Annotated in this window: 10 protein-coding genes; all 10 read right to left on the bottom strand. The window is 62.3% G+C overall.

From position 1 onward, the window contains the following. Positions 1–106 precede the first annotated feature (106 nt). A complete protein-coding gene (locus E8L22_RS16130) occupies positions 107–865 on the bottom strand; it encodes a hypothetical protein (RefSeq protein WP_136526176.1) in 759 nt (252 codons plus the stop codon). A gap of 701 nt (positions 866–1,566) precedes the next feature. Continuing rightward, on the bottom strand, positions 1,567–3,330 hold the full coding sequence (locus E8L22_RS16125; RefSeq protein WP_136526175.1) for a cytochrome c3 family protein: 1,764 nt from the start codon (positions 3,328–3,330) through the stop codon (positions 1,567–1,569). Continuing rightward, positions 3,327–4,400 (bottom strand): L-dopachrome tautomerase-related protein, encoded by a 1,074-nt coding sequence (locus E8L22_RS16120; RefSeq protein ID WP_136526174.1) that lies wholly within the window; start codon positions 4,398–4,400, stop codon positions 3,327–3,329. Before E8L22_RS16120 ends, E8L22_RS16125 begins: the two co-directional genes overlap by 4 nt. 17 nt (positions 4,401–4,417) lie before the next feature. Beyond that, on the bottom strand, positions 4,418–6,379 hold the full coding sequence (locus tag E8L22_RS16115) for a hypothetical protein (RefSeq protein WP_136526173.1): 1,962 nt from the start codon (positions 6,377–6,379) through the stop codon (positions 4,418–4,420). A 13-nt stretch (positions 6,380–6,392) separates the two neighbouring features. Beyond that, positions 6,393–6,980, bottom strand: coding sequence for a cytochrome c3 family protein (locus E8L22_RS16110; RefSeq protein ID WP_129127995.1), 588 nt, complete (start codon positions 6,978–6,980; stop codon positions 6,393–6,395). 96 nt (positions 6,981–7,076) lie between these two features. Continuing rightward, complete coding sequence (locus E8L22_RS16105; protein WP_136526172.1) at positions 7,077–8,198, bottom strand: NHL repeat-containing protein; 1,122 nt, start codon at positions 8,196–8,198, stop codon at positions 7,077–7,079. 108 nt (positions 8,199–8,306) lie between these two features. Further along, on the bottom strand, positions 8,307–9,635 hold the full coding sequence (locus tag E8L22_RS16100) for a cytochrome c3 family protein (RefSeq protein WP_136526171.1): 1,329 nt from the start codon (positions 9,633–9,635) through the stop codon (positions 8,307–8,309). Positions 9,636–9,887: 252 nt separating this feature from the next. Beyond that, positions 9,888–10,514: a hypothetical protein gene (locus E8L22_RS16095; protein ID WP_136526170.1), complete on the bottom strand. Its 627-nt coding sequence runs from the start codon at positions 10,512–10,514 to the stop codon at positions 9,888–9,890. Between the two features lie 383 nt (positions 10,515–10,897). Then, positions 10,898–11,371: a DUF2318 domain-containing protein gene (locus E8L22_RS16090; RefSeq protein ID WP_136526169.1), complete on the bottom strand. Its 474-nt coding sequence runs from the start codon at positions 11,369–11,371 to the stop codon at positions 10,898–10,900. An 81-nt stretch (positions 11,372–11,452) separates the two neighbouring features. Further along, positions 11,453–11,860 (bottom strand): heavy-metal-associated domain-containing protein, encoded by a 408-nt coding sequence (locus tag E8L22_RS16085; RefSeq protein ID WP_136526168.1) that lies wholly within the window; start codon positions 11,858–11,860, stop codon positions 11,453–11,455. Between the last annotated feature and the right edge of the window lie 21 nt (positions 11,861–11,881).

Genomic DNA, 11,881 nt, shown 5'->3' with positions numbered 1-11,881 from the left:
CTTTTCGATTTAGTGTTCATAAGTAACTGCGGGTCGAAGTGCCACAGGGCCCGGCCCTTATTTCTGGTTCAATGCTTCCTGCGGTCTGCCTCGACCACCCTTCAAGTTACTTGATATGGCAGGTCAGGCAGAGTTTCGAATCGGTGTTCGGAGAAAGCAGCAGATAGTTGGTCTTGGTCGGGTCGTCGACGTTTTTCTTGTTGTGAACGTCGTGGCAGGTAGCGCAGGTCATGATCGGGCCCTGGCTGCCGGCGTAGAGACGATCCTGGATCTTCAGGCTGGTGTTGTCGATGTAGGTAGCAGCTTTCTGGCGGATCCAGTTGTCTTTGCCTACTGCGCTCGGGGTGTTGTCAGCCGGGTTGCCGGTTACGGGGCCGTTAGCAACGCCGCCGTCAGCCTGGTCGAATACGAACCCGATCGGGTGGTCGTTGGAGAGCGAAGCGGTCTGAGCGATAGCTGCGGTGCCGAAGGTGTCGGTGTCGAGCTTCTTGGTGCCGGTGGTTGCGTAGTGGGTGTCAACCGCGATAGCGCCGTCGTGGCAGCTCATGCAGAGCTTGCTCGGGCCTTCCATCATGGTGGAGGGGTCGACGGTGGAGTCGATGGTTGCGCTGTAGTAAGGAACGTAGGAGGTGTTCGGCAGGGTGTGCGACCACAGCGGGAGGTAGTCGTTGCCTTCGGTTGCAGCGTGGTGCGGGGTGTGGCAGAACGCACATACGCGGCCCTGGCTGTCCGGGGTGGTGCCGGTGTAGATGTTCATGTCGTGGATGGAGCCGACAACCCCACCTTTGGGCGCCGTGAGGCCGAATGCCATGCTCGTGGACAGAGCAACGATGCCGAGTGCAGATAATACGATCTTCTTGTTCATTTGTACTCTCCTTTTTTCGATTGAATGATATTCCATCTACTGCTTGGTGCTACACGGATACACTGAATGGACTTTGAACTTGGACACCTCCTCCTTTCATGTTCGTTTTCTTTGTCTGGGCCTGGTCGGCTGGCTGGGCCATCCGTCATTTGCCCGAAAATGGCCACGAAAAGCACTACGATTACCTATTTTGCAACTGCGGTGCCACGTGGATTTCGGGACCGATTATTTTTGGGCTGAGGGGAAAAGCCCAGGCGCAAGGATTTGATTTGCTATGATTTTTTTTAATTGGGAGTGAAGCAAAAAGATTGGGGAAAGGCACTTCCAGGGGGTAGGCGCCGCCTTGTCGCGGGGGGGGGACGGGGTTTTCACGGGATAACACGGAAGGGGGGCCGCCCTTTCACTGACCCCCCTTCGCCCCTTTGGGGCTACGGGGGGCAGGCCCCCCTTTTTGGGCAGCTGTGACTACGGGGGCAGGCCCCCCTTTTGGGCAGCTGTGACTACGGGGGGGCGAAAGCAAATCCCCCCTGTCCCCCCTTCGCAAAGGGGGGGACGTCAGGGCAAGGGACCGCCTGTCGGCCCAAGTCCTTGGCCGTAGCCTTGGCGCAGGCCGAAGGCCGAAGGCCGATAGGCCGAAATAAAAAAGCCCGCCGGGCTGGAGCCGGGCGGGCTTGTGGTGCGCGATGCGTGGTCGCTATTTACTAATAGGTCCTGGTGCCACCGGTTGCGTGACAGGTGCCGGCCAGGGTGCAGCTCCGGGCCGGGGCGTTGTAGACCGGGGCGTCTCCCGTGTACCTCGTGTCGAAGTTGACGAGGTGGGCTCCGTTGGTGGTGTTGGCCGAGAGCGAACTCGGCACGCCGTGCGGGTCGTGACACGCCGAGCAGGGCGCGCTATGGTCGCGCACGTGCGACTGGTGCATGGTCGCGGAATTGGAGTGCGGCACGTTCATCGGGTCGAGCAGGTACAGCTGGTCATGGCACTTGAAGCAGAGCGGGTAGGACGTCGCGGCCGAGGGGAAGGTATCGACGTTCTGGGCCTGCAGGATGTAACGCTCTTCGGACCCGTGCGGGGCATGGCAGTCGGAGCAGTAGATCCTGAACTGGCTGTTCTGCAGGGAGGAAAGGAGGCTCCTGCCGGTTCTACCCACCGTGTCGTAGGCGACCGGATGGTACGACGGGTTCCCCGTGGCGAAGCGCTTACCCTCGTCGTAGGTGGAGAAGGCACGCACGGGACGGCTCAGGCTCGCGGTCTTGAAGGAGGAGGCGGAGGCGCCCAGGTGGCAGCGGAAGCAGACCTCGTACTCGTAGCGGGCGGAACCGTCCCCACCGAGCGCGTTGCCGTTCACGTCGACGCCGCGTACCCCGCGCAGGGGGCCGTTCACGTACGGCGCGGTGGAGGCGGGGGTGACCGCGGGGTTCGGGTCGCCCAGGGGGGAGCCCTGGTAGCCTGAACGGTGCGGGTTGTGGCAGTCGACGCACTGCACGTGTTTTTTGTCGGACGACACCGGCAGCGTCTCGTCTTCCTTGTGGATACCGGAGTAGAGCTGGATCTTATGGCTGTAGGTGCGCGAGATCTGGGTGGCGATGTCGATGCCGGTCACCGTGTTGTATGATGACCCGGAGTGGCAGCTCCCGAGGCAGTTGCTCTCCTCGCCGGAAAGGGGGGCCGGTTGCTTGAGAAGATGTACACCCCGCTCGGCGGAGTGGGGGCGATGGCAGTTGCGGCAACCGTCGGCGCCGACCTGGGTGGATATCGAGCTGCCGTAGCGCGCCCCGCCGGTGCGGTGCGTGTTGTCGGCGTTCGCCCAGTCGGTCTTGTTGTGGCAGTCGCGGCAGAGAAGGTCGTGTTCGGTGGAGGTGTCGCGCACGAGGAAGTTGCCGTACTGGTTGTTGTGCGGGTCGTGGCACGAGGTGCACTCGACGTAGGTGTCCTCGGAGAGGCTGATCCCCTTGTTGGCGAGCGTCCCCTTGTCGTTCAGCTCGCCGGAGAGCCCGTAGGTCATGGAGACCGGGTGGCTCGTGGAGAGGTCGGTCCCGAGGTTAGCGTTGAGCGCCGGGTTCGTGTCGCTCGGGATCTTGCCGAGGCTTGAGACGGTGAAGTCGCCGTTTAGCACCCCAATGGCGACCGCGCCGTCATGGCAGGAAAGGCAAAGGCGCGAGGGTCCCTTGGGCTGCTGCGGGTTCGCCTTGATGGTGGTCGATGCGTACGGGACGTAGATGCTGAGGTTGGACTTGCGGCTCCAAAGCGGCCCTTCGCTCACGGCGTGGTGCGGCGTGTGACAAAAGACGCAGATACGCACCTCGTCGGTCGCCTTTACGTTGTGCGCACCGCCCCCTCCGCTGACGGAGAGGTTGTGCGGCGTGTTGACGATGCGGGCCCCCTGGGATGAGGCGGTCGCGATACCCGGCAGGAGCAGGGCGGCCGCGCAGAGCGCGTGGATTACCTTGATCGTGATCCCTCTCATTTGGATTCACCCGGCGCCGGCAGCGGGGCGCCTGCCTGCGGGTCGTCGACCCGCAGGTACCTGAAGACCTGCAGTCTCCTGTTGTAGGAATCCGCGACATAGATGAGATCACCCTTGCCGATGAAGATGCCTGCCGGCATCCAGAACTGCCCGGGATTGCTCCCGTGCGAGCCGAAGTCGAGCAGCACGCGTCCGTTGTCGTTGAAGATCTGCACTGCGTCGAAAAGCGCGTCGCAGACGTAGATGTGACCGTCGCTGTCAACCGCAACCCCTTTCGGGCGGGCGAAGCTCCCCGAGGTATCCCCGGCCCGGCCGAACTGCTTCAGGAAGTGGCCGTTGGCGGTGAAGATCTGGATGCGGGAGTTGAGCGCGTCGGTCACGTAGAGGCGCCCGGAGGCGTCGACGAAGAGGTCGGTGGGGTAGTTGAACTGCCCCGCCCCGGTGCCGCGCCCGCCGATCCTGTAGCGCTCGTTGCCGGAGAGGTCGTAGACCACGATCTGGTGGCTTGCGGTATCGGAGACGTAGATGAAGCGGTTGTTGGGGTTGAAGGCAAGGCCGGTGGGACGATCGAGCGCGGTCACGTTGAAGCGCTGCAGTTTCCCGCCGGAGAGCGCGTAGCGGTAGACGACGCCGGTCCCGGCGTCGGATATGTAGATGTTGTCCTGGTCGTCCCCGGTCACCGCAATCGGGGTGCGCAGGGCCGGGCTCCCCCCACCGACGACGGTGTAGCTCTTCTTGTCGGCGTCCATGATGTGGACCACGGCGAGCCCCACGTCGGCAATGAAGATCCTCTCCTTCTGGTCGACGTAGACCCCGTAAGGCTTCCCGATGCGCTGGTCCGGCTCACCGGTCAGCAGTTCGACGAAGCGCTGCCAGACCCCTTTGGAGATCCCGGCATCCTCGAAGTCGCGGATCTCCTTCACCCAGGTGATGCGCGGGGGGGTGGGGAGCGCCGGCCACTGCAGCTCGCGGTAGTCGCCTCCCCGGCGCTGCGGGGCGCTCCCGGCGCAGCCGGATAGAAGCAGCAAAACGAGCAACGGGAAAAAGATGATCGAATTCTTTATGCTCATGTTTTCATCCTTTGCCGTCAGAATTGCCGCGCCATGCGCAGCATGAGGGTTTGGTCGCTGGTCCATCCGCTTCCGGAGTAACGGAAGTTCGCCTGGGAGTTCACGTTGAAGGTGAGCTTGCGCACGTTCCAGCGCACGTCGAGCGAAAGGGAGAGGTTCGTGTTGTCGATGTACCCGGTGTTGTTGAGCAGGTTGCCGGTGGCGGTGACGAGGGCGGTGTTCTCCAGCATCTTCGAATAGCTGCTGCTCGCGGAAAACACGTTGGAGGTGTTCCCCCCCGAGTTACCCTTGCTCACCAGGTCGCTCTCGCGGATCAGGTAGCGGTCGGTCAGGTTCATGGTGTAGCGCCCCTGCATCCAGGAGCCGCTGCGCATGAAGGCCCCTTTGTAGGTCTGGCTCTTCTCCGCGCTCGAAACGACCCGGGTGTACTCGACGGAGAGGGTCCCGGCGTCGTCGTCGAACCTCGTGTCCCCCCCCAGGCGGTAGGAGGTGGAACCGGCGAGGTTGATCTGGTCGGCGCTGCCGGAGATGAGGTCCTGGCTGGTACGGTTCCAGTTGGCGAATACGCGGTACTTGTTCTCCAGGAAAGTGAAGTCCGCCCCCAGCGCATCGTTGGTGGTGGAGTAGGTGATGTTCGAGTTGACCAGCACCTTGTAGTCGATGGAAACAAGGTCCCCAACGACGATGCGCGAGGTGCCCGTCCTGATGACCACCTCGGTGGTCAGACCGTTTTGACGCACCTCGTAGTCGAGGTTGGGGTCGTACTCGCGGGTCCTCGCCTGGTTCCAGACCTTGACCGACCCTTCCACCACGTTCTGCTGGTTAAGAGGGATCACGAGAAGCTGGTCCACGGCGTGCGTCTCGGCGAAGACGTCGATGCCGCTGTCGCTGAGCTTGTTGGCGGTGACCAGGTAGTGCCTGCCGGCGGTCAGCTGCATCCTGCTGTCGTGGGGGAGCAGCTTGTGGTAGTCCAGCACGAGACCGCCGCCGCCGCTTTGCTCGCTCCCCGCGGAGAGGCTGCGGTCGTTACCTTCCGCTTCGATCCTCGTGGTGAGGCTTTTGAAGAGCCTGTGCTGCAGCCAGGCGCGGGCGTTGTGGGTGCGCTGGATCTGGGTAGGCTCCTCCCGCATGGTGAAGCTGTAGTCGGTGCCGGTCTCGAGCGCGCGCCCGAGGTCCCAGCTCAACGACGCGCCGAGATCGGTGGTGCGTGATTCGTTCACGCCGCGCTGGGTCACTACGTGCGCGCGAGTGTTCAAGATCCTGTTCAGGGACGGCGTGGAGAAGTTGAGACTGTTGCGGAGGTTGGCGTCGATGTTGCTGCTTTGCTGGCTTGGTTCGTCGTTGTCGGTGGTGAGGTCGAGGGTGCTCCCGACGATGGTGAAGTAGGTCTCGCTGTTCTTGTAATTGTGGCTCGCACCGAAGGTGTAGGAGTCGCTTTTGGAGCGGCTGTCGAGCTCGAGGCCGCTGGTCTCGTTCGAGGTCCTGTTGTAGCCGAAGGTGATCGGCACGAACGTCGACGAGATCGGGAGGTGGAGCGCAAGAGAGTTGCTCTTTTGCTGATAGCTCGAGGCGAACTCGCGCGGCACGTCCGCGATGTCCGAGGTGAAGCTGAAAGAAAGCGGATAAGGGAAGCGGTCCAGGAAGATGCCCGTTATGTTGTAGAGCACGCCGAAACCGTAGGTGTCGTTGGTGGAGCGCTCGTTCCCCATGTAGAGGTTCTGGTCCGCTCGCAAATCGAGCCCGATCTCGCCGTGCAGAAGACGCGCGCGGTAGACGGCGTAGTCGAGCCCCAGGTGATAGTCCTCCTGCAGCGACTGCTGCGTCGTGGAGACGAGATCCGCCTGCGCCGCCTTCAGGTGGTACGTGGTCTCCACGCTCTGCCTGAGGTTTCTAAGCGCAAGGATGTTGGTCACCTGCGCCGCCGCCCACTCCGGTATGAGGAGAAGGCCAAGCGGTATGAAAAGGAGTTTGCACCGCATTATCCCATCCCGGTCATTTCAAGAAAAACGAAGTGGTCCCGTAATGGGGGTTATGGCAGTCGGCGCAGACCATCTTACGCTCGGCGACCTTGTTGTGCAGCCCAAGCGCCGCGCGCTGTTCCTTGTGGCAGAGATCGCAGATGTTCTTTCTGTCCACCTTCAGAAGCGAGGTGTAGGCGGAGTTGTGGGGTACGTGGCAGGCGAGGCAGTCGCCGACCGCGGCGGGGCCGTGCTGGTAGTGCCCCTTGTCCTTGAAGAAGTCCTTGTGGCACATGAGGCAAAGCTGCTTCGCGGGGCGCACCAGACCGTCGTCCTTGGACTTGTCATGGCAGTTGTCGCACTTCTTTTCGTCGTAGGGCTGGTGCACCGAGCCGTTGGAAACGTCCCCGGCCTCGGCGGCCTTCTTGGCCCCGGCAAGTTCCTCCTTGTACTCGGTGAGCTTCGCATCCGCGTACTGGGTACAGATCTCCTCGGGCGGGGGGAGCGTCGGCACCCCGTCGAACACCGTGGAGAGGACCTTGTGCCTGGTGATGGGATCGCACCCGGCGAGGATGGCGAAAACCATCAGGAAAGCCGCGATATGTAGCGTGAGTCGTGCCATGTGCCCCTTGGGTCGCCGCAGGAACCCCGTGAAAGGGTTGTCGCGCCCGCCTTTACGGCCGGCGCGACGTCTCCTAAGGCATTTCAGTGAACTTTGTTACTTCTTCCCTTCCGCTTCGCCCTTCCCTTTCGGCGCCGGCTTCGGGAGGCTCTCATACCCCTTGAAGTCCTTCATCTGCCCGAGGCCGTAGAAGGAGACCTTCACGGGCCCGAACTGGTTGGTCACCACGATGACCTCCTCGAGGATGAAGTTGGGCGCGGCAAGCTTCTGGAAGTAGTCGAGGTTGTCCCTGATCACCATCACCCCGGCGGGGAGGTTGAGCGATTCGTAGACGTAGCCCGGGTCTCCGAAGAACATCAGGATGCGCCCGGTCTCGTTGAAGATCTGCACGTTCTGATGCGAGGCGTCGGCGACGTAGATGCGCCCCTTGTCGTCGACGGAGATGCCGCGGGGACGGCCGAACTCGCCGAAGGAATCGCCGAGCCCGCCGAAGGTGTGCACGATGTGCCCGTCGCGGTCGAGCTTCACCACTTTGCCGGTGCCGGCGTTGGTGACGTAGAGGTAGCCGTCCTTGTCCATGGTGAGGTTGGTGGGAAGCGACAGCCCCTGCTGGGTCTCGCTCCCCTTGCCGATGGCGCCGGCCAAGTCGCCGCTTTGGCGGTCGATGATCTTGATCTCGTTGTTGGAGATGTCCAGGGCGTAGATGTTCTTGTCGTCGACGGCGACGTCGACCGGCTTCATCTGGATGTCCTTGCCGTAGGCCCTGACGAAGTTGCCCATTTCGTCGTACATCATCACCTCCTTGCGGAAGGTGTCGGCGACGAAGACGTTGCCGTCGGAGGCGACGGCGATGTTGATCGGCTTTTTGAGCTTGCCCTGCCCCTTGCTCCCGGGGAGTATCTCGTAGGTCTCTTTTACCAGGTCGAAGATGGCGACGTTGTTCTGGATGGTGTCGACGACGTAGATGCGCCCCTTGTTCGAGGCGATGCCGTACGGCTTGGCGATGACCTTATTGGTGTCCTCCTCCTCGTTGGAGAGGGAGAGGAGTTTCACGCTGGCCTTGTCCTTCGTCACGTCCTTGGAGGCGGAGACCCCTTTCAGGAACTGAACCCTGGGGGGGTTGGGGTCGGGTGGCCAGAACACCGGCTCACCGGAACCGAGCTTTCTCGCGCCGCAGCCGGTGAGCCCGAAGGCGACGAGCGCGAGCGCCAGCACCATGAAACCTCTCCCCGCATGAAACGACCTGCTACCACGAAGCATTGCTGACATCTCCTTTTTCTCCTTGACCTATGGGTGTTGCTTGCCGTGCCGGGCACGGGTTCTCCGTTACTTGATGCTGTAATCCTCGGCCTTGTCGCGGTTGTAGGCGAGTGGGCGGTGGCATCCGGGGGCGCAGGAACCGCCGGCTGCGGTCGTCTTGAAGTTGATGGGTACCTTCCACTCGCCGAACTGCACCCCTTCCACGTTGATGAGCTTCTCGCCGCTGCTTGCGTGGGGCGCGTGGCAGACGCGGCAGGTGCGTCCCTTGCGGCTGTTCACCACGTGGACGTAGTGCAGGTTGCGGTTGCCGTTTCTGAACTTCGTGTAGATGGTGGTGTCGGCGAAGCGCAACAGGTTCTTCTCGTGGCACTTAAGGCACGCGTCGTACAGCCCGTCCTTATAGGGGGCGTAGAGGGTCTCGGGATAGTTGCCGCCGAGCATCCGGAAGTAGTTGGAGCCGTGCGGGTCGTGGCACCCCTTGCACTCGCCGTTTTTGAGCGGGCCGTGCAGGTACTTCTTGTTGGCGATCTCCTTCTTGATGTTCTTCAGGGGAGGCTTGTCGGTGCCGTGGCAGGAGAGGCAGGTCTCCATCTCGGTGAAGGCCAAAAGGCCCTTTGCTTTCGAGAAGTGGCTCGAGTGGCAGCTACTGCAGCCGGCCTCGGACTTGATCGGCTTGTGCAGCACCTTCGCCTCGGCGATCTTCTTGCCGATGGAGGCGTGGCAGGAGATGCAAAGGTCGGGCATCTTCTTGACGAGGAACATGGGAACGCCCGAGCCGTGCGGATTGTGGCAGGTGGTGCAGGGGTCCTTCTTCACCGGCGGGTGCTGGAAGACGGCGGCCTTCAGCTGGCTGTTGAAGTCGGAATGGCACCTAAGGCAGGTGTCGCGCACGTTCTGTTTGAGAAGCGCCTTCTCCTGGGACTGGTGCGGGTCGTGGCACTCGGTGCAGGAGCCGACCGCGGCGGGGCCGTGCATGAAGCGCTGCTGGAAGGCGGCCTGGTCGTGGCAGCCGGTGCAGAGCGGGTTCTGGTCGTCCCCCTTTTCGAGCAGGAAGCGGCCGGAGCTGCCGTGCGGCTTGTGGCAGGCGGTGCACTCCCCGCTTTTCACAGGCTCGTGCACCAGTTTCTTGGAGGCGAGCCCGTCGTGGCAGCCGGTGCAGAGCGCTCCACCCTTGGCGGCAAGCTGGAAGCTCTTGCCCCCCTTGATCGGGTGCTCCTTGGAGACGGCGTTGTGACAGCTCGCGCAGTCACCCTCCTTGACGGGGGCGTGCGGAACGGCAATTTTGGCAATTTCGACGTGGCAGGCCGAGGTAACGCAGGAGTCGCCACGGGCGTTGCCGGCAGAGGTGAGAAGCAGCGCGGCCAGCGCGAAAGGGACAAAGGCAAGCATCTTCATGATGACACCCTAGCAAGTAAGATTGGAATGGTGGACATGGGGCCAGCCAACACAATCAATGCAAATTCCAGGGGAGGCAGAGGTTCCTCCCATAACAATGGTATTCCCCATAAGCGGCAGGACGCGGCCCGGGAAGCGGCTGCAGGGAAGCCAGGCAGGCTTCGGGAAAATCCCCAGTCTATCTAACAGATTTGCACTTTTTTTTCAAGCAATAGATCGGGGGTGTGGCGGTAACACCCCCTCTTTCGCCTTTTATTCGGGGTAGTCGGAGAGGGTGAGGAAGGTTTCCTTCAGCTCGAAGGAGAAGATGGAGAACATCCGCTCGGCGAGCCGTGCCGTGAGCAGAGGGGGATAGAGCGGCACGGCGAGCCGGTAGATGAGATCCAACATGCCGTCGTGGGGGTTCTCCTCGAGGAACAGGGCGCCGTACTGCAGCACCGGGGCGAAGAGAAGCGCCTCCTCCATGACCTGGTCGTCCTCGCTGAAGTACGGGAGGATCATCTCCAGGGAGAAGCAAAGGCCGGTGCCGCCGGCGTCTTCGGAGATGCTGAGGAGCACCTCGTCCTGCGGCGAGCCGTATTCGAGCGATTCGGGGGAGAGGTGTCCCGCGGGGAGGACCATCACCTTGCCGTGCACGGGGTCGATGCCGTAAGGGGCCTCGCGGCCGGCCAAGAAGCGCTCCAGGGACTGGTACCCCTTGGTCTGCAGCCTCCCCATGCCGCGGTAGAAGGCGGAACGGAACGCGTCGCGGTTGGCGATCAGCTCCTCGAGCGGGACGAACTCCTGCTCCGGTGCCGAAGGTCTGGCGCTGCGTATCTCCGCGTTGTTCACCACGAGCCGGAGGTGTGACCTCTTGCGCTCGTCTTTGTCTTTGCTCACGTAATACCCCCTGATGCTAACTGCACTTTCTGTAATACACCGGCGGCGAGACGGGTGTCAACCCAAGGCTCCAACTTCCCCACATAAAAACTCAAGGCGGCGGGGGCAAGGCCGACGTCTGACCGAGGCAAATCCCCCCCTGTCCCCCCTTCGCAAAGGGGGGAACGTCAGGGCTCGGGCAGTGCTACGTGGCGAGCGGCACTCAATTCTCATAGACGAAAAAACGCCGGGGCGCTCGTGCCGCGCCCCGGCGTTGCTTGCATTCCGGCCAGTCACCCTAAACGAGGCGTCCCACAAAGCGCTGCAGGGGACCTCGCGTCCCCCCCTTTGCGAAGGGGAGCCTGCCCCCCGTAGCCCCAACGGGGCGAAGGGGGGACTTCAAACTAGAAGAAGCGCGCGCCGGACTTCAGATCGGTGACCGAGATGGTGACGTTGCTCGCATCGACCTTGGCGGCCAGGTGCGAGGGGTTGCACCCGCCACCGGAGGCGGCACCGATCTTGTTGATGGCGAACTTCTGGTTGCAGTTGTTGCAGTTCATCTTGTCGCCCTGCTGCTCATACCCCTTTTTCTCGCGGTAGCAGACGTCGCAGGCGTCGAAGGCGGTGTGGAGCTGGCCGTCGCTTCCCTTGACGACGAAGAAGTTGATCTCCTTGCCGCCGTCGGCGAGTTTGTAATAGTGCGCCTTGCCGTCGTTCACCTTGGCTACCGGGATGGTTACGGCGCCGTTCACCGGCTTCACCTTCTCGTACTTGCCCATGCCGGGGAGGGAGAACGCGACGGCGACGGTGGCCATGGCCGCAACGGCGACAAGGGCGATGATGAGGGACTGCAATCCTTTTTTGTTCTGCTGAACCATGTGAAGCTCCTTTTGATCCGGCTCGCTAAAGCCGTGTGATATGAAGGTTTTCAACGTAGAACGTAGAACGTAGAACGTGTTTTACTTCCCGCCGCAGCCCACTTTGCCGCAGCAGCCACCGACGGCGGCCTTGCCACCCAGGTCGCGCCCGGCCATGGTGCGGAACTGCTCTGGGGTGAGCACGCCGGCAACCTTGGAGGCGAAGCCGCACTTCTCTACCGCGGCGGCCAGCCGTTCCGGGGCCACCTGCTTCGAGTCGTAACCGGCTATGACGAGCCCGCTTTCAAGGTCCACCTCGGTGGCCGCCACCCCCTTCTGCGTCTGCAGAGCCTCGTTGATCTTCTTGACGCAGGCGCCGCAGGTCATCCCGGAGGTGCGCAGCACGACGACCTGGTCGGCGGTAGCCCCCACCCTAACGTAAAAGGCGAAGACGCCAAGCACCGTGACCACGACGAGCAAGAGGACGCTGTTCCATATCCTGTTTTTCATAAGCTCTCCCGGACCGGCGTG

Source organism: Geomonas ferrireducens, from assembly GCF_004917065.1.
Classification (GTDB): domain Bacteria; phylum Desulfobacterota; class Desulfuromonadia; order Geobacterales; family Geobacteraceae; genus Geomonas; species Geomonas ferrireducens.
Note: the sequence above shows the minus strand (reverse complement) of the source record. Positions and strands in the feature narration are given on the sequence as shown.

What these genes read in the sequence shown, in the direction of transcription:
- E8L22_RS16130 (WP_136526176.1), bottom strand. Translation starts at nt 865, where the DNA reads ATGAACAAGAAGATCGTATTATCTGCACTCGGCATCGTTGCTCTGTCC.
- E8L22_RS16125 (WP_136526175.1), bottom strand. Translation starts at nt 3,330, where the DNA reads ATGAGAGGGATCACGATCAAGGTAATCCACGCGCTCTGCGCGGCCGCC.
- E8L22_RS16120 (WP_136526174.1), bottom strand. Translation starts at nt 4,400, where the DNA reads ATGAGCATAAAGAATTCGATCATCTTTTTCCCGTTGCTCGTTTTGCTG.
- E8L22_RS16115 (WP_136526173.1), bottom strand. Translation starts at nt 6,379, where the DNA reads ATGCGGTGCAAACTCCTTTTCATACCGCTTGGCCTTCTCCTCATACCG.
- E8L22_RS16110 (WP_129127995.1), bottom strand. Translation starts at nt 6,980, where the DNA reads ATGGCACGACTCACGCTACATATCGCGGCTTTCCTGATGGTTTTCGCC.
- E8L22_RS16105 (WP_136526172.1), bottom strand. Translation starts at nt 8,198, where the DNA reads ATGGTGCTGGCGCTCGCGCTCGTCGCCTTCGGGCTCACCGGCTGCGGC.
- E8L22_RS16100 (WP_136526171.1), bottom strand. Translation starts at nt 9,635, where the DNA reads ATGAAGATGCTTGCCTTTGTCCCTTTCGCGCTGGCCGCGCTGCTTCTC.
- E8L22_RS16090 (WP_136526169.1), bottom strand. Translation starts at nt 11,371, where the DNA reads ATGGTTCAGCAGAACAAAAAAGGATTGCAGTCCCTCATCATCGCCCTT.
- E8L22_RS16085 (WP_136526168.1), bottom strand. Translation starts at nt 11,860, where the DNA reads ATGAAAAACAGGATATGGAACAGCGTCCTCTTGCTCGTCGTGGTCACG.